Source organism: Streptomyces sp. WY228 (genome assembly GCF_019287315.1).
Classification (GTDB): Bacteria; Actinomycetota; Actinomycetes; order Streptomycetales; family Streptomycetaceae; genus Streptomyces; species Streptomyces caviscabies.
In genome coordinates, this window is the sequence record NZ_CP079114.1 from 2,875,759 (window position 1) to 2,892,739 (window position 16,981).

Genomic DNA, 16,981 nt, shown 5'->3' on the forward strand with positions numbered 1-16,981 from the left:
GGCCGTACGCGAAGGGGCGCCGTCACCCGCGTACGGCAACGGCGCCCCTCGTCCCGGCTTACGCGCCTTCTTTCGGCCGCTCCCCCTAGGCGTCCTTCAGCTCCTGCCGCTGCCGGCCGAGCCCGGCTACCTCCAGCTCCACCACATCGCCCGCCCTGAGGTACGGCTTCGGCTCGGGCTGCCCCATCGCCACCCCGGCCGGCGTACCGGTGTTGATCACGTCGCCCGGGTAGAGCGTCATGAAGTGGCTGAGGTAGCGGACGACCTCGCCGACCGGGAAGATCTGCTCGGCCGTGGTGCCGTTCTGCTTCAGCTCGCCGTTGACCCAGAGCCGCAGCGGCAGGGCCTGCGGGTCGGGCACCTCGTCGGCGGTGACCAGCCAGGGGCCCAGCGGGTTGAACGTCTCGCAGTTCTTGCCCTTGTCCCAGGTGCCGCCGCGCTCGATCTGGAACTCGCGCTCGGACACGTCGTGCGCGGTGGCGTACCCGGCGACGTGCGCGAGGCCCTCCTCGGCCGACTCCAGATAGCGGGCGGTGCGCCCGATGACGACGGCGAGCTCGACCTCCCAGTCGGTCTTCCGGCTGCCGCGCGGCACCAGGACCGTGTCGTCGGGCCCGACGACGGTGTCGGGGGCCTTGAAGAACAGGATGGGTTCCGTCGGGATCTCCGCACCCGTCTCGGCGGCGTGGTCGTGGTAGTTCAGCCCGATGCACACGATCTTGCCGATGCGGCCCAGCGGCGGGCCGATCCGCAGCCCGGTCGCGTCCAGGGCGGGCAGCACACCGGGCGCCTCGGCGGCCGCCCGTACCCGGGCGAGCGCGGAGGCGTCGGCGAGCAGTCCGCCGTCGATGTCGGGGACGATCCCCGACAGATCACGCAGAGTCCCGTCGCGGTCGAGAAGTGCGGGGCGCTCGGCGCCCGCCGTACCGACTCGAAGCAGCTTCAACGGTCCAACTCCTCTTGGTCGAGGTGGGGCCCTCCGGCGGGGTGCGGGCCGACGGAGGACTTGGCCGATCGTCCAAGAGATGCGATCACTCCGCAAGACCTCGTTCACACACTGGACCGGCGCACCGGACGGCCCGACTACGCCGCCGTGGCCATGGCGCCGCCGCCGACCGGCATGTCGCGGTAGAGCCAGGCCCGCTCGACGGCGGTCCAGGTGGTCGTGGTGACGACGTACAGGGCGGCGGCCAGCGGCACCACGGCCACGGTGATCAGGGTGAAGAAGGACAGCAGCGGCATCAGCTTCGTCATCGCGCCCATACCGGGCACGGCCTGTCCGTCCGGGCCCGCGGCGGGCGTCATCGGGTTGGCGGCCATCTGCCGCTTGGTGCGTCCGTAGTTGAACGTGGCGACGGCGGCGACGATCACGAAGAGCCCCAGGTAGACCAGCCCCTGCCCGCCGAACATCCCGCCGTGCGCGAGCGCGTCGTGCCAGCGCCCGCCGAGCGGTGCGCCGAGCAGGTCGTGGCTGAGCAGCGCGTTGGGCTCACCGCCGATCGAGCTGCTGGAGAACAGGTGGTAGAGCAGGAAGAACGCGGGCATCTGGAGCAGGCTCGGCAGGCAGCCGGAGAGCGGCGACACCTTCTCGGCGGCGTGCAGCTCCATGATCGCCTTCTGCATCTTCTCCGGGTTCTTGCCGTGCTTCCTGCGGAGTTCGGCGATCTGCGGCTGGAGCCGGCTGCGGGCCTTCTGCCCGCGTGCGGCGGCCCGCGACAGGGGGTGGACGGCGAGCCGGACGAGCGCGGTGAACAGGATGATCGCGGCGGCGGTGGACGCGGTCTGGAAGAGCGGTTCGAGCAGATCGGCGAGGGAGCCGACCAGGTTCGCGAAAGCGGACATGAAGGCGGACATGGGTGAGCCCTCCGGGGGTCTCGTCGTGCCGGGAGGTACCTGTGCGGCAGGGCGGACAGGTACGGGGTGATCACTCGGCAGGACGACCGGCGCGGGCGCGCACCGCACGTACGGACACGTACGAAAGGACACGTACGGACACGTACGGACACGTACGAAATGCGGTGCGGAGGTGCGCTACGCGGCGGCCGTCAGGAGGGCGTGCCCGGGTGCTCGGGGCCTGGTGCGGCCCCGGGCGTCGGGGTCGCGTTGCGGCAGGAACGCGGTGCGCTGCTCCCGGTCCCTGATGGCCGTACGGACCCGGGTGCGGGGCACCGGGGGCGCGCAGCGGGCGCTGATGACGGAGCAGGCGAGGAGCGCGGAGCCCGCGGCCGCTGTGGCGGCGAGCGCGACGGCGGCGGAGAGGCTGCCGCCCTCGGCGAGGAGGACCTCGGTGAGGAAGAGGACGAGGAGTCCGGCGGGCCGGAGCAGCCGGGCGAAGGCGCGGCGCAGGGCGTTGGCGTCCCGCACCGTGTGCACCTCCTGACCCTCGTAAGGCTCGTTCCCACCGTACGAGAATGCGTACGGCACTCCATTCGTTATACACGATGATCGGTTTCACACCGGGTCGGCGGCGTACTCGTCCCGGTCGTCGGCCAGCACCTCGGCGTCGGGCCGCGGGTCCGCGTCCGGGCGGCCGGCGAAGGTGACGGCGAGCGCGACGGCCAGATTGGCGGCGAGGGCGACGAGCCCGGCGTTCACGCCCCACACCGGATCGTTCCCGCTGAAGACGAGGACACAGACCACCGCGACGCCCACGATCAGCCCGCTGAACGCGCCCCGGAAGGTGAGCCGCCGCCAGACCAGGGCGAGCAGCACCATCGGCAGCAGCTGCGCCATCCCCTCGTACGAGATGAGGGAGAGACGTACGAGCGTGTTGGGCGCGGTGTACGTGAGGAGCAGCGCGAGCGAACCCGCGACCACCACGACGACCTGCGCGGCGGACTTCTGCCGGTCGGCGTGGGCGAGGCGCGGCAGGAGCGAGAGCACACTGCGCCCCCACATCGTCCCGATGACCAGCATGAAGACGGCCATGGGCACGATGGAGGAGAGCGCCGCGGCGACCCCGATGACGCCGACCGCCCAGGCGGGCAGCGCGTCGACGACCAGCTTGAACAGGGCGAGGTTCGACTCAGCGCCGGCCAGCCCCGGCACCACGAACAGGGCGGCGAGACCGAGCAGCATCGGGACGAAGAGCAGGACGTTGTAGGCGGGCAGGTACATGGCGTTGCGGCGCAGCGCGTCGGCGTTCCGGGCGCCGAGGTATCCGGCGACGGTGGTCGGAAAGATCACCACGGTCAGCGAGTTCAGGAACGTGGTGCTGATGAACCACACCTCGCCGAGCCCGTTGCCGCCGCTCCCGCCCGCGCCGCCCCCGCCGTGTCCGGGAAGGGTCAGCCAGTCGCTCTTCTCCGTGACGAGCCGGTCGAGGAAGGACCCGTACCCGTCGAAGTAGTGCAGCGGTACGTAGAGGGCGAGGAATCCGAGGGTGGCGATGACCAGGACGTCCTTCAGCACGGACACCCAGGCGCTGCCGCGCAGCCCGCTGACCACGACGAAGCCGGTGGTGACGGCGAAGGCGACGAAGTAGGCCCAGTTCAGGCTGACGGCCCCGTAGGAGATGACGGAGAGCACCACGCCCATGCCGGTGATCTGGAGCTGGATGTACGGCAGCAGGAACACGGTGGCCAGCACCGCGACCACCGCGCCGAGCCAGGGCCGCCCGAAGCGGTGGGCGACCATGTCGGTGATCCCGACGAGGCCGTGCCGGCGGGCGTAACTCCAGAGCATGGGCCCGACGACGTACCCGATCGCGTAACCGCAGGACATGTACGCGACGACGTACAGGACGGGCGCCCCGTAGTTGTAGCCCCAGCCCGCGGCCCCCAGGTAGCTGAAGCTGGTGTAGCCCTCGCCCGCCATCAGCACCCAGATGAAGACGGGCCCCAGGCTCCGCCCGCCCACGGACCACTCGTCGAGCCCGCCGCCTCCGCCGCGCCCGCGCAGGGCGAGGAGGCCGAGGGCGACGGTGGCGACCATGAAGACGGCGAAGACGGAGGTGGCGACGGCGGCGTTCACGCGCGACCACCCCGCTGCCGGTCCCGAAGGTCCCCTCTTCTGGTGAGCCACACGGCGACGGGCGTCAGAAGGGTCGCCCCGAGGAGCCACACGAAGAGGAAGGGCACGCCGAACAGGAGCGGGGTCACGCGGTTCACGAGGGGCAGCGCACCGAGATACAGGACATAGGGGACGAGCAGCCACAACAGATGGGGACGCCGTCTGATCACTCCAAGCACCCAGGGACCCTACGCCCGTCGCCCGTCGCCCGCCGTTCCTCACCGCGGGCGCATCGCGGTGAGCTTCCCCCAGACGACGAGCCGGTAGCGGGAGCTGAACTCGGGGGTGCAGGTGGTCAGGGTGAGGTAGTGGCCGGGCTCGCTGTAGCCGACGGAGGTGGTGATGTTGCTGCGCGGCACGGGCGCGATGACCCCGCTGTCGGACGGGGCGGTCCGCGCGAGGCGTTTGCCGACGGTGTACGTGTAGACGGCGTCCCGTGTCTCGACGGTGATCCGGTCGCCGCTGCGCAGCCGGTCGATGCGCCGGAAGGGCTCGCCATGGGTGTTGCGGTGCCCGGCGAGCGCGAAGTTCCCGGCCTGCCCGGCCTGCGCGGTGCGCGCGTAGTGCCCGACGTACCCCCGGTCGAGCACCCCGCCCTTGCTGGTCCCCTCGGCGACGGGGGCGGTGAGCCCGATCCGGGGGATACGCAGCACGGCGTACGCCTGGTCCCAGCGGGGGGCGGTACGGGGGCGGGCGGGCGGGGCGGGCGCGGCCTCGGCCCCACGACCGGAGGCCGAAGGACGGGGCTCGGCGTCGAGCGCGCCCTCACCACCACCCGGGTCGGGCTCGGGGGCGAGTTCGGGGCCGGGCTCGCCCCACTCCCGCTGAAGGCTCTGGACGGTGCGCCCGGCGTCGGCGCGGGCCTCGCGGTTGGTCCACCAGAGCTGATGGACGACGAGGAGGAGGAGCACGACACCGAGGGTCACGACGACTTCGGCGGACACCCAGAGCCCCCGGGCGAAAAGATACGCACCGCTACCCCCGCGACCACCCCCGCCCCCATGCCCACGCCCACGCCCACGCGACAACACCCCACGCCCACACCTTCGCCCTGGCCCGGCGCCCCACCTCCGCATCGACGTCACCCTCCCGCACGGTAAGAACACGGAACGCACGGCCGCGCGCGCCGCCGATAGCTCGGGGCGCAGGGTAGGTTCGCGCGCCGCTGATGGTTCGGGGCGCAAGGTCGCGCACCGCTGATGGCTCGGGGCGCACGGTAGGGGCAAACCTCACAACTCTCCAGACTTCTCCCCCTTCTCATCCCCCGACCTCTCCTCCCCGCCGTCGCCGTCCGGCAGTACCGTGTGGTCCATGCGCCCCGACACGCCTGCCGACCACACCACCGAAGCCGAGCGTCTGCTCCGCACCGCGGCGCAGTACCCCGAGGACCACGAACCGCTGATCCTCCAGGCCGCGGCCCACCTGAACTCGACCGCGCTGAGGCCGAGATCGCCCCTCGCGCGGGCGGGCACGTACCGCACGGCGCTGTCCCGCCCGTTCCCGGTGGCGGTCCTGCCGCGCTGACCCTGGCTGGAGCCCGTAGGACGCACTCCGCGACTGCTGGCTGGACCACGACGCCTACGAGTTGCACCGACCGGTACCGCTGGACCGGAGACCCTGAACCGCCTGGGCACTGCGACCTCCACGCGACCGCACGGCACCCAGAACTCCGCTGGGCATCGTGACGGGCACGGTCCCTTCGTACGAGGCGTTCGCCGCCTCGGAAGCCGCCACCCCGTCCACCCCGGGCCTCCTCCCCCAGTACGCCACCACCCTCGCCGCCCGGGGCCGCGCCATCCCGTGGCCCCCGTCCCGCACGGCCGCCTGCTGGTGCGGGTCGGGGGAGGCTTATGGGGGGTGCCACGGGGTCTGAACCTCTGGTGTACGTCCTAGCAGGGGCCGCCGCCCACGACTTCTCGGGCGGCGGCCCCTGCTGCATTTCGCCAGCCATAGGACCCGGCTGTCAGCCCTCCTTGATACAACTGCATATGGGGTACGCGGCCAAAATGAGGGGGACTCAGGGCATGCCCAACGACTTTCCGGTTGAAGCGCCAGTTGCTGGGCTCTATGAATCACTCATCACGCATCGGCTCGCCGAGCGGATGAAGCAGCTCGACTCCTCGGGCTGGCACTCCATCGAAGCCTCGGTCGGCACAGAGTCGGCACCCCATGTCCTCTCCCGCCATATCGGCGCCACAGTGCGCCGGGTGCTCCAAGGCCTCTCCCCTGCCGAGCAGGTGATTGCGGCCAATCACATCCTGGAATCGCTCAATACGATCGAGGGCGCGACAGAGTGGGTCGACCTCGTCTCCGATGGGCCGCGGCAGCTGTTGGCCGTCGCGGAGCAGGAAGCACCCGGCGTGTACGCCATACGCCCGGCGACCCCGCTGTCCGAGACGGCTCTCATCACGAACTCCCCCGAGGACCCCAGTCTCGGCTTCGAGCTGCGCTCCGAGCTGGCCACCGCCGACCGAGTCGACCTCCTCTGCGCATTCGTGAAGTGGCATGGCCTCCGCGTCTTGGAGAAGTCTCTGTCGTCGGCGCGCGAGCGCGGCATTCCCATCCGCGTACTCACGACGACATACATCGGCGCTACTGAGCGCCGTGCTCTGGACCGGCTGGTGCGAGACTTCGGCGCCGAGGTGAAGGTCAACTACGAGCTTCGCTCGACCCGCCTTCACGCCAAGGCGTGGCTCTTCCGCCGTGACAGTGGTTTCGACACGGCGTATGTCGGCAGCTCGAACCTCTCCAAGGCCGCCCTCCTCGATGGGCTCGAATGGAACGTCCGTCTCTCCTCCGTTGCGACACCCTCGGTGATCCGCAAGTTCGAGGCGACCTTCGACGCCTACTGGAGTGAGCCGGCTTTCGAGTCGTACGACCCTGACAGGGACGCCCAGCGGTTGGACGATGCCCTCTCCCGTGCTGGTGGGAGTGGCCGCCCCGGGTCTACGAGCATCACCCTTTCCGGCCTGGAGGTCCGCCCGTACGCGCACCAGCGGGACATGCTCGAACGCCTCGAAGTCGAGCGCACGGTGCACGACCGACACCGCAATCTCCTCGTCGCAGCAACAGGTACGGGCAAGACCGTCATGGCGGCGCTGGACTACAAGCGCCTACGTCAGACGCTTGGCCGAGACCCGCGCCTGCTCTTCGTAGCGCATCGCAAGGAGATCCTGGAGCAGTCCTTGCGCGTTTACCAGAACGTTCTCATCGATGCGAACTTCGGTGAGTTGCTGTTCAGTGGCGAGATCCCCAGTCGATGGACCCACGTGTTCGCTAGCGTCCAGTCGCTCACGACACAGGCTCTGGACCGTATCGCCCCGGATCACTTCGACGTCATCGTGATCGACGAGTTCCATCACGGCACGTCGCCCACCTATCGCAAGATCGTGGACCACTTCCAGCCCCGGGAGCTCTTGGGGCTGACGGCGACCCCGGAACGCATAGATGGATTGAACATCCAGGACGAGTTCTTCGACGGTCGCATCGCGGCGGAGATGCGACTCTGGGAGGCGCTGGAGAATGAGCTCCTCAGCCCGTTCCACTATTTCGGCGTCACCGACAACACGGACATGAGCGCTGTCACGTGGAAGCGCGGCGCTTACGACTCAACAGCGCTGAGCAACCTGTTCACGGGCAACGACGCACGAGCTCGCCTCGTGGTGCAAGCGGTGAAGGACAAGGTCACCGACCCTGGCTCAATGCGCGCCCTGGGATTCTGCGTGTCGGTCGCGCACGCACACTTCATGGCCGACTTCTTCCGACGCGCGGGCCTCAACGCAGTTGCCCTGTCTGGTGGGACTCCAGCGCATGAGCGCAAGGCGGCACTGGATGACCTGCGCTCGGGAGCACTCCAGGTCATCTTCTCCGTCGACCTGTTCAACGAGGGACTCGACATCCCCGACGTCGACACCTTGCTCCTGCTGCGCCCCACCTCCAGTGCCACGGTCTTCCTCCAGCAGTTGGGCCGGGGATTGCGCCGAACCGAGGACAAGGCAGTCCTCACCGTCTTGGACTTCATCGGTCAGCACCGCAAGGAGTTCCGGTTCGAAGAACAGTTCCGCGCTCTGACGAACCTGACGCGCAACCGCCTCCTCGACAACATCGAGCAAGACTTCCCCCAACTCCCCTCTGGCTGCCAGATCATCCTTGAGACGAAGGCCAAGGACCTGATCATCGACAACATCCGCACGCAGATCGGGGTCAATGTCACGCAGTTGGCCCGCGAGGTCGCTTCCTACGCGCACCCACGCCTTGCGGACTTCCTCAAGGAGAGTGGCCGGGAGCTCAAGGAGCTTTACCGAGGCAAAGAAAATTCGTGGACGGGCTTGTTGCGTCGAGCGAAGCTCCTGGATGCGGTCGGCCCTCAAGGCGAGTTGCCCCTCCTCAAGCGAGTCTCGGCTTTCCTGCACGTCGATGACCCGCTGCGCGTTGCGGCGTACAGCAAGTTGCTGGCCGACGACGCCCCTGCCTACGACGACCTCAGCGAGCAGGAACAGGCGTACGCCCGCATGTTCTTCTTCTCGCTCTGGCCGTTGGGCGGGGACTTCCCCAGCTACCAAGCTGGGCTGGACTCGCTGCGCCCCCAGCATGCGTTCCGGGACGAATTGCGTCAGGTGCTCGCGCACGTCCTACAGCAGGCCGACCACGTTCCCGTGCCGCTCCTCGGGGCGCACACCGCCATCCCGCTGACCGTCCACGCTTCGTACAGCCGCGAGGAGATCCTCCCTGCACTGGGCCAGGCCTCCGTAGATGGTCGGAAGCCCGGGCATTTCCGCGAAGGAGTGAAGTGGTGCGAGAGCATCCAGACCGATGCCCTGCTCGTCACCCTGGAGAAGGATGAGAAGGACTTCTCACCCGAGACCCGCTACAAGGACTACGCCCTCAATGACTCCTTGCTCCACTGGGAGTCGCAGAACCAGACTTCGGAGAGCTCACCCACCGGTGTCCGCTACCAGACCCACAAGGAGAAGGGCACTCACGTCCTGCTCTTTGTCCGCCGATACAAGCAGACGGATATCGGTGGGCCTCAGCCGTGGATGCTGATGGGGCCGGCGGAGTACGTCAAGCACACGGGCAGCAATCCGATGGCGATCGAGTGGAAGCTCTTCCATCAGATCCCGGCTGACGTGCTGACCTACTCGGCGATCGCCGCCGGCTGACAGCCTCTCGCCGTCCCGGCTCCGGCGATCACACCCGCCTGAGCAGTGCCATACACCGAGAGTTGGGACGGTAAGCGGGCGGCCACGTTCGACTGCGTGGAGGGTCCGCCCCCGGGGGAGGCGGCCGGGTCAACGGGTGCGACTAGATGCCGCTGCTGCTCTTCACTCCGGCCACAAACGTCCCCCACGCAGCAGACGGGAAAACAAAGGCTCCACGGTCGCGGTGCTTGGAGTCGCCCACGGCGACAGCTCCGTCCGGTGCTACCTGGAACTCGACACACTGGCCCTGAGTATCGCCGCTGTAGGACGACTTGATCCATGCTTCGGTCGGGAGATCGTGCCGCATCATCGTGAGCCTCTTACTCGTTCTCAAGATCCCGCGCAACGCGTGAGATCACATCCATGGACTGTCGCGAAGATAGAGCGGCTGCACGCAGCTGGTCAAAGGCACTGCGGTAGTTCTCTACAGCCCCTGTCTCTTCGAGGTACAGGCCGCCATCGAGATTGTCGAGGCCGACGACGTCCAGCTCCATCGGGTCCGGATACGAGTACACGGTGAACGGACCGTCCATGCCCACGTACGCGCCCTGCGAGTAGGGGATCACCTGTACTGCAATGCCAGGGCGGTCGGACACTTCCACGAGGTTGCGTAGCTGCGCAGCAGTCACGGCAGGACCACCCACCTGACGATGAAGTACCGACTCATCCAGTATGCAGAGGTATTGAGGTGCATCCTCTCGATCGAAGATCGCCTGTCGGGCAAGACGAAGGTCGACGAGCGTCCGCACTTCCTCGTCGCTCATCCGCTTGCTACCCGTACCGCGGATCACCGCCTCGGCATACGCATCGGTCTGAAGCAGGCCAGGGACCACCACACTCTGGTAGGCGTAGATCCTGACGGCGTCCGATTCCAACGTGAGTCGTTCTTGGAAGTCTGGTTTGAGCTTGTCTGAGTGCTGCGACCACCAGCCCTTCTGCTTGCTCTGGCGCTGAAGGGCGAGCAGCGCTTCCCTCATCGGTGGATCAACCTGGTACATGTCGAGCAGGGTCTTGAGCTCCAGGGGCCGTAGCCCTTGCCGCCCGTTCTCGATGCGACTCATCTTCGTCTTGTCGCCGTCGACGGTCTCACCTGCCTGCTGAAGGCTGATACCGGACTCCTCCCGGAGCCTGCGCAGTTCAGACCCGAGCCTCTTCTTCCGCACCTTCGGTTCCGGATGTGCCACCCGTCTCTCCCCTCCTTCGCCGCGGACCAGTGTGCCGCATGGGCCCGCTCAGGGTTTCGTCATATGCCTGTTGAGTTTCCCAATGCTAGCCAAATCTCAACGTTGAGCTCACTCGTGTTGCACATGGTCGCCAGTTAGGTGCAGTCTGTTGAGAAGCAGCACTCGGCCAGCCCAACTGGGCCTGTGTAGTGGCTTGGTGACGGATCTATATGGCTGTGCTGCGTCCCCGCACGGGTGTTCACGAACTCAACTCGCCACCCGTGTACGCACATCGAGAGCGCTACGCGCCTGGGCACAGGAGATCGTGATGACTCACCGACCGGACACCAGTCCACCGGAGGCGGCTAGCAACACGGCGGCCGAAGGATTACGTCAGGACGTGATCAGCGCGGAGCTCAATGTATGCCGCGCCCTTGCGTTCCGGTTGGGTACGACCACTCGTTCAACGCTAGATGAGGCAGTCTCTTTACTGCGAGGCAACATCATCGCCTTTGCGGACGAAGTCTTCGCCGTGGAAGCAGACCTGACCTCGTCCGATCGCGGCTTTCAACTCGAAGTAGCTCACCTCGTTGACAACCCGCCACGTCCAGCTGCCTACTCTCACGAGGTCTACGCACACGTCCGCGCTCAAGCACGTGTCCTGCGGAAACTCATCGCTATGAAGCAGCAGCCCGAAAAGCTGTCTGCCGGCTCAGCCGCAGCTCGCCCACCGCTCCCCGTTCGGCCCCGGACCAACCGCACGACGGAGGGCGCCGAGCGCGCCGGAACGTACGTAGTGCCTGGCGGGCTCGCTTCGCCATCCCCAAAGGGTGACGGATGAGCGAACGGGCCAGGCAGATCGCCTACGTCGTCTGCCTCGTCACCATCGGCTCATCAATCGTCGCGGCGATGTGGTTCCAGCAGTGATGCCGTCGGTGTAGGCGGGGTGACCCCTTCGTAGGCCTTGCCTCGGGTCCGCCTCAGCTTGCGTATAGCTCAGGCGAACCCTCCACAGACCCCCGCCCGGCTGTCTCCATGGACGGTCGGCAGCCGGGCGGGGCCAGGAGCACGACGGTGCGGAGACCGTATCTCCGCGACATCAGCACCGGAAGGACTCTCCCATGAACGGGAACCTCTATGCCCTGCCGGCCCCCGCGGTCGACGCCTTCGCCGACTTCTGCGGGGGCAACGCGGGCGGCCCCCACGAGACCTGCGTGAGCCTCGCCGCGATCCCCGGCGCGGCGGCATCCTTCGTCATCCGCGACAGCAAGCCCGAGGGGGCGGGCAAGGAGCTGCGCTTCACCGGGACCGAGCTCGACGACTTCGCCGCCGGGTGGGTCAGGACGAGGGGCCTGACGCTCTAACCTGGCCCCCTTCCTGAGCACGAAGCACCACGCAGTGGGCCGGACCGGACATCCTCCGGGCCGGCCCGTCTCCCCTAGCGAAGGGCGCAGATGACCTGGTCAGGGCACTGGCACGGATACGGTCCGTGGACCGGAAGCAGGGACGCGTACGGGCAGGAGGCCCTACGCCGTCCGGGTGCAGAACTGAACTCCGAACAGACCCGCGCGTTCGTCGCCTCGACGCTGCCGCCCCTCATGAACGGGCACTGGCTCATGCGGCAGAACCAGACCGCGGTGGAGCGCACCTGGACCCGTGCGGTGGGTGCCGTCACGTGGCTGAAGAGCACGTACGAGGCGAATCCTCCTGCCGAGAGGGACGATGGCAGCCGCGCCTACGTCACCCTCGAGCACAAGATCGCGTACGCGATGGACTGCCTTCCCCGAGGGGTCGACGTCTGCTGGGTCCACTACACGAAGTCCCAGAGCCTGATCTCGTTCTCGGTGGTCTGCTGCCTCAACCACCACCATCCCAGCCTTCCGTGCCCTCTCCCGCCCGCCTGACCCCCCTACCCCTCCGGTGATGTGAAGCGAGGACGAAAATCCGTGTCGCTCAGCCTTTTACTGCCCGACCCGGGCGTGGCCGACCTCCTGGCCTTCTGACCGGACGAGCCGCGCGTGTACGAAGGCGAGGCCGGCGCGCTGGACCGTGTCATCACCGCGGAGAGCATCGGCCACTGCATCGACACCGGGTGCATGCCCGCCGACGAGATCGCCGTCGTGAGTGACGGCGCAGCTCTGCACCCCGAACGTCATCGCGCGGCGGGCCGGACCGACCCTGCGAAGCTGCGCCGTCTGTACGTCTCCCGTGGCATCCAGCGGGAGACCGGCTACAGCAACTACTCCCACGCCTTCGTGACCCCGCCCCCGGCCGCCCAGGCGGTCTGCTTGTCACTGACCCGACTGCATCGGCTCCCGTGGGGTTCTGCTGATGATCTTCCCGGTGTTGTTCACGTCCATGCTCGCGTTGCCGTACTTGTCACGGACCCACAGCGTCAGTCTCACTCCGACTTTCGGCTGTAGAAGGTCCATCCCCATGCGATCGCGTTCGGCGTTCTTGATGCCTAGACCGGTCTGGGCCGTGTGCCACAGGTCGGGCAGCAGGTCCCAGTCGAACTCGCGCAGGTCGATTCCGTCCGGCTTCTTGGTGAGACCCGCCGGTCCGTCGTCCTCCACCTTGCCGTCCCGGTAGGTGTACCAGTGCCTCACCTCCGGCTTGTCCTTTCGCTGGGCCGCGACCACGACATGACTTCCGGAGACGCTCATGCTCGAAACGGTGGTGCTCCCAATCTCCGACTGCAGCGCTGCTATCACCTCGCGTATGCCCTCCGGGGTGAAGAGGTGGTCGTCCGACTCCTTCTTCTGCGGTGTGGCGCCGGCTGCCGAGCCACCCCGGTTCCTGACCTCGTCCAACAGATCGGGCAGGTAGGCCAGCCCGGCACCGATCAGCACCAGCGCGACGGCCGCCCCGACCAGGCGCCTGGACGGACGGAACCGCCGCGGCCGGAGAGGAAGGACGGTGTCGGCCTCAGACGGTCCGGGGCCGGCGTCCGAGGACTCCTCCGCGTCCTGGACCTTGCCCGGGCTCGCGTCGGCAGGGGCGGGCCCCGGGCCGGAACCGGGTGCGGGAGCCGAGCGCGTCGGCAGGTCGAAATAGCCAGGGGCGGGCGGCGCCGATCCGGGACTTCGCGGCAACGACCCCCGGAAGCGGGCCTGTTCGGGCCCGGCGTCCATGGTCGTTCCGGGGCCCTGCGGTGCCGCGTCCTTCGGCGCCTCGACCTTCTCCGCAGCCTCCACCTCTGCCAGTAGCCGGTCCAGCTGCGCGGCGTCCGGGCGGGCGCCGGGATCACGGTCGAGCAGAGCGATCAGCACGGAAGCGAGAGGCCCGGCCCGGGTGGGGGCCGGTACGGGTACCTCCAGGACGGCGGTGAGAGTGGCCAGCACCGTGCCGCGGCGCAACGGGTGGGTGCCCTCGATGGCGACGTACAGCAGCATGCCGAGCGACCAGAGATCGGACGCGGGGTTTCCCTCCTCGCCCCGTAGACGTTCGGGGGCGATGTACTCGGGCGACCCGATCAACGCGCCGGTGGCGGTCAGCGTGCTCGTTTCGCCCAGCGCGGCGATACCGAAGTCAGTGAGGACCGGGCTGCCGTCCTCGCGGATGAGCACGTTGGCCGGCTTCACGTCCCGGTGCAGGATGCCCGCCGCGTGCGCCGCACCCAGCCCCGCCAGCAGGCCACGCCCCAGCCTCGCCGCTTCAACAGGCGACAGCAGCCCCTGCTCCAGGCGGTCCGCAAGGGACCCGCCCGGCACCAACTCCATGACCAGCCACGGAAAGTCGGTCACGTGTCCGGTGACGATGTGGTGGATGGTCACGACATGCGGATGCCGCAGCCTGGCCAGCGCGCGGGCCTCACGCAACACCCGCTCCCGCAACACCGCCGCTTCCCCCGACCCGCTCTCCGCGATCCTGGGGTCGAGCGGACGCACCTCCTTGAGCGCTACCTCACGATGGAGCTCCGTATCGCGTGCACGCCACACGAACCCCATCCCCCCGGCCCCGAGCCGCTCCAGCAACTCGAACCGGTCACCAATGACCCGCCGCACCGCCCCGCCCATCGCCATGGCCCTCACTTTACAAAGTCATGCGGCAGAGGATTCTCGGAGACCGGGACGGTAAAACGATCGGTGCGACTCCTGAGCCGGCTCAGCAGCCGTCGCCCTGGATCGCGAGGGAATATCGGAACCCGTTCGCCCTGGTCACGCGTCCTGTGAAGCGGGATCAAGCGGATGGGAAGTCATGGTGGAGCAAGCGGACCCTGGTGTGGCGTCGGTGGCGAGGCCCGTAGCGCCTGGCGCGGGAGGCGGTCGGCGGGGTCGGGTGCTCTCCGGGCTCGCTGTGGTCGTGGCCGGGGGGCTGGCGTTCCATCGGGTCGTACCCAATTCGCCTGGACGGGTCGGGAGTCTGCTGGAGTCGTTTCTGCCGTGGGTCGGCGTCTTCGTTGTCGTGCTGTTGGTCGTCGCCCTCGTGCGGCGGTCCGCCGTCGCGCTCGTGGCTCTGCTGCTGCCGGTGGGTGTGTGGGTGCATCTCTTCGGGGGGCTGCTCCTGCCCTACGGGGAGAGCGGCGGGCGGGAGCTTGTCGTCGTGCAGCACAACGTCAGTGATGAGAACCGTGATCCGGCGGCGACCGCCCGGGCGCTGAGTGACGTGGGGGCCGATCTCGTCGCGCTGGAGGAGCTGGTGGATCCGCAACTGGCTGTGTACGAGAAGGCCCTTGCGTCGGACTATCCGCATCACGTCGTACGCGGCACCGTCGGGCTCTGGTCCAAGTACCCGCTCAGCGGCGCGCGGCTCGTCGACATCAAGCCCCCGAGTATCGAGGAGGGGTGGAGCCGTGGTGTGCGGGCCGTGGTCCGTTCTCCGTACGGGGACGTCGCCGCGTACGTCGCACACCTTCCCTCCGTCCGGGTCGGCGCGGGCGGGCTCGCGTCCCAGCGGCGAGACGAGAGCGCCGCGCTGCTGGGGCGCGCCATCGCGGACGAAAGCGTCGAGACCGTCATTCTGCTCGGGGATCTCAACGGAGCTGTGGAGGACCGGGGGTTGAGGCCTCTCACCTCGCGGTTGAACGTCGCCGAGCGCGGGTTCGCCCTCAGCTTTCCCGCCGCCTTTCCGGTGGCCCGGATCGACCAGGTCATGGCCCGCTCCGCCGTCGTCGGCCACATCCGGACCCTGCCCGCCACCGGCAGCGACCATCTGCCCGTCGTCGCCCGGGTGGTCCTGCCGGGCCATCGGTGACGCAGGTGACCCGTGCATCTGTCCGACGTCGGACGCCGACGGTCATAGGGCCTTGAGCCAGGCGTGGCCCGGGTGCACCTGGGCCAGTAGTTCGGCCAGGGTCTCGCGTTGCGACCGGGTGAGGTGCGGGACGGTCGCCTCGAAGTCTCTCCGGTCCTTTCCGCGGGCGTGCTTGGCCTTGAACAGCAGGACCAGCTCCGGTGCCAGATACGGGATGCCGTCGTGATCGTGATGGATGATCTCGCCGTACGGGAGCCGGATCCTCTCGTCCCGTCGGCAGATCCAGACGTCGCCGTCGTGCGGTTCCCGGAACACGTCGAGCAGGTAGTCGCCGGTGGCCGGGTCGCGGAGCCACGTCTGATGGACGGCGGCCAGCGCCTCCGGTGTGGCGTCCTCCCAGATCCGGCCGCTGCCCGCCGCGTCGAAGACGTACCCGGGAAAGCGGCGACGGACCTCGGGAAAGTTCGCGTGCGGAATCCCGATCTCGATGTCCCCGTGCGTACGCGTCCGCCTGCCACGGAACAGGTCCAGCGCCCAGCCTGCGGCCACGTACCAGGGGGTGCCGATCCCGGCCAGCCGCTGTGCGACCTCGCTCGGGGTCCAGGAGGACGACCACCTCGCGTCGAGGGCCTCGATCTCGTCGGGTGACAGCTCGACGCCACCGCTGGGTAGTTGCTCGCTCACCGCTGAAATCTACTGGAGTCCGGCAGGCGGGGAGGAAGGGCTTTACCTTCAGGTTCTGGGAAGGCGCGCTCCTGGTCGAGGTGGCGGGTGTCGCCGAGGCCGGCCACCTGGCGGTTGTGGAAGAAGTCGTCCTCGCGCAGGGTGGTGATGCTGCCTGCGGGCGCCCGGAAGGCGGCGTAACCGGCCGCCTCGATCGGCATCCTGATCCAGGACGCCACGACGCACGTCAGGGAGCCGCCGTGCGTCACGACGATCTGGTGTTCGCACGGGCTGCTCAGGATCTCGTCCATGGCCGCGTAGACGCGCCGCGCCCACACCATCTTGGTCTCCGCGCCCCGTACCCCCTCGTCGTGGTCCATCCGTTCCCCGACCGCCGGCGGAGGGACGAAGCGGCGGTCGAGCCATTCCTGTGGCCTTCCCTCCGCCTCGCCGTAGGACTTCTCCCGCAGCCTGCGGTCCAGGACCGTCCGCACACCGAACAGTTCGGCCACCGCGTCCGCCGTCCGCCGGGTGCGCCGCAGATCCGAGGAGTACAGCTCCACCTCGGCCCCGTCCGGAATCCGGTCCCGCAGCGCCCGGGCGACCGCGGCCGCCGCACGGACGCCTTCGGGCGTCAGCTGCGAGTCGTGCCAGCCCCCGACGACTCCTTCGACGTGATGCGTCGCCTCCGGGTGCGTGACGACGTAGAGCGTGCGCATGGGTGTGTCCTCCTGTGAGGGAAGTGGT

At 68.4% G+C, this 16,981-nt stretch carries 17 protein-coding genes; 6 read left to right on the forward strand and 11 right to left on the reverse strand.

Annotation, left to right across the window (positions count from 1 at the left end):
* Positions 1–85: 85 nt before the first annotated feature.
* The 6 genes from KV381_RS12420 to KV381_RS12445 form a co-directional block, all read right to left on the reverse strand.
* The gene (locus KV381_RS12420) at positions 86–946 is read right to left on the reverse strand and encodes a fumarylacetoacetate hydrolase family protein (RefSeq protein ID WP_098027121.1); all 861 of its coding nucleotides are present in this window, start codon (positions 944–946) and stop codon (positions 86–88) included.
* Positions 947–1,083: 137 nt separating this feature from the next.
* The gene (locus tag KV381_RS12425; RefSeq protein ID WP_030087734.1) at positions 1,084–1,854 is read right to left on the reverse strand and encodes a YidC/Oxa1 family membrane protein insertase; all 771 of its coding nucleotides are present in this window, start codon (positions 1,852–1,854) and stop codon (positions 1,084–1,086) included.
* Positions 1,855–2,031: 177 nt separating this feature from the next.
* The gene (locus KV381_RS12430) at positions 2,032–2,364 is read right to left on the reverse strand and encodes a DUF6412 domain-containing protein (RefSeq protein ID WP_030087732.1); all 333 of its coding nucleotides are present in this window, start codon (positions 2,362–2,364) and stop codon (positions 2,032–2,034) included.
* Between the two features lie 87 nt (positions 2,365–2,451).
* Positions 2,452–3,972, reverse strand: coding sequence for a sodium:solute symporter (locus KV381_RS12435; RefSeq protein ID WP_218785219.1), 1,521 nt, complete (start codon positions 3,970–3,972; stop codon positions 2,452–2,454).
* Complete coding sequence (locus KV381_RS12440) at positions 3,969–4,190, reverse strand: DUF3311 domain-containing protein (protein ID WP_030087726.1); 222 nt, start codon at positions 4,188–4,190, stop codon at positions 3,969–3,971. Before KV381_RS12440 ends, KV381_RS12435 begins: the two co-directional genes overlap by 4 nt.
* Positions 4,191–4,229: 39 nt before the next feature.
* Positions 4,230–4,955 (reverse strand): class E sortase, encoded by a 726-nt coding sequence (locus tag KV381_RS12445; RefSeq protein ID WP_086779864.1) that lies wholly within the window; start codon positions 4,953–4,955, stop codon positions 4,230–4,232.
* 367 nt (positions 4,956–5,322) lie between these two features.
* Between KV381_RS12445 and KV381_RS36450 the strand changes: the two genes are divergently transcribed.
* The 3 genes from KV381_RS36450 (at position 5,323) to KV381_RS12455 (ending at position 9,173) form a co-directional block, all read left to right on the forward strand.
* Positions 5,323–5,535 (forward strand): hypothetical protein, encoded by a 213-nt coding sequence (locus tag KV381_RS36450; protein ID WP_256995265.1) that lies wholly within the window; start codon positions 5,323–5,325, stop codon positions 5,533–5,535.
* A gap of 157 nt (positions 5,536–5,692) precedes the next feature.
* Positions 5,693–5,884 carry an SEC-C domain-containing protein gene (locus KV381_RS36455; protein WP_373461023.1) on the forward strand — a complete coding sequence of 64 codons (192 nt, stop codon included), beginning with the start codon at positions 5,693–5,695 and terminating at the stop codon, positions 5,882–5,884.
* 151 nt (positions 5,885–6,035) lie between these two features.
* Positions 6,036–9,173, forward strand: a complete 3,138-nt coding sequence (locus KV381_RS12455) for a DUF3427 domain-containing protein (protein ID WP_218785220.1) — start codon at positions 6,036–6,038, stop codon at positions 9,171–9,173.
* A gap of 142 nt (positions 9,174–9,315) precedes the next feature.
* Here the strand turns inward: KV381_RS12455 and KV381_RS12460 are convergent, their stop codons facing one another.
* Both KV381_RS12460 and KV381_RS12465 read right to left on the reverse strand, forming a co-directional pair.
* Positions 9,316–9,522 carry a DUF397 domain-containing protein gene (locus tag KV381_RS12460; protein ID WP_098024929.1) on the reverse strand — a complete coding sequence of 69 codons (207 nt, stop codon included), beginning with the start codon at positions 9,520–9,522 and terminating at the stop codon, positions 9,316–9,318.
* Positions 9,523–9,532: 10 nt separating this feature from the next.
* Positions 9,533–10,396, reverse strand: a complete 864-nt coding sequence (locus KV381_RS12465) for a helix-turn-helix transcriptional regulator (RefSeq protein WP_098024930.1) — start codon at positions 10,394–10,396, stop codon at positions 9,533–9,535.
* Positions 10,397–11,496: 1,100 nt separating this feature from the next.
* On the opposite strand from KV381_RS12465, the gene KV381_RS12470 reads away from it, so the two are divergent.
* Positions 11,497–11,739: a DUF397 domain-containing protein gene (locus tag KV381_RS12470; RefSeq protein ID WP_193463296.1), complete on the forward strand. Its 243-nt coding sequence runs from the start codon at positions 11,497–11,499 to the stop codon at positions 11,737–11,739.
* Between the two features lie 90 nt (positions 11,740–11,829).
* On the forward strand, positions 11,830–12,279 hold the full coding sequence (locus KV381_RS12475) for a hypothetical protein (RefSeq protein WP_218785221.1): 450 nt from the start codon (positions 11,830–11,832) through the stop codon (positions 12,277–12,279).
* A 387-nt stretch (positions 12,280–12,666) separates the two neighbouring features.
* Here KV381_RS12475 and KV381_RS12480 read toward each other — a convergent pair whose 3' ends face one another.
* Positions 12,667–14,400, reverse strand: coding sequence for a serine/threonine-protein kinase (locus KV381_RS12480; RefSeq protein ID WP_256995056.1), 1,734 nt, complete (start codon positions 14,398–14,400; stop codon positions 12,667–12,669).
* A gap of 175 nt (positions 14,401–14,575) precedes the next feature.
* Here KV381_RS12480 and KV381_RS12485 point away from each other — a divergent pair, with 175 nt between their 5' ends.
* Complete coding sequence (locus KV381_RS12485; protein WP_218785222.1) at positions 14,576–15,571, forward strand: endonuclease/exonuclease/phosphatase family protein; 996 nt, start codon at positions 14,576–14,578, stop codon at positions 15,569–15,571.
* 42 nt (positions 15,572–15,613) lie between these two features.
* On the opposite strand, the gene KV381_RS12490 is transcribed toward KV381_RS12485, so the two are convergent.
* Complete coding sequence (locus KV381_RS12490; protein ID WP_218785223.1) at positions 15,614–16,255, reverse strand: nucleotidyltransferase domain-containing protein; 642 nt, start codon at positions 16,253–16,255, stop codon at positions 15,614–15,616.
* Positions 16,252–16,953 carry a histidine phosphatase family protein gene (locus KV381_RS12495; RefSeq protein ID WP_218785224.1) on the reverse strand — a complete coding sequence of 234 codons (702 nt, stop codon included), beginning with the start codon at positions 16,951–16,953 and terminating at the stop codon, positions 16,252–16,254. Before KV381_RS12495 ends, KV381_RS12490 begins: the two co-directional genes overlap by 4 nt.
* Between the last annotated feature and the right edge of the window lie 28 nt (positions 16,954–16,981).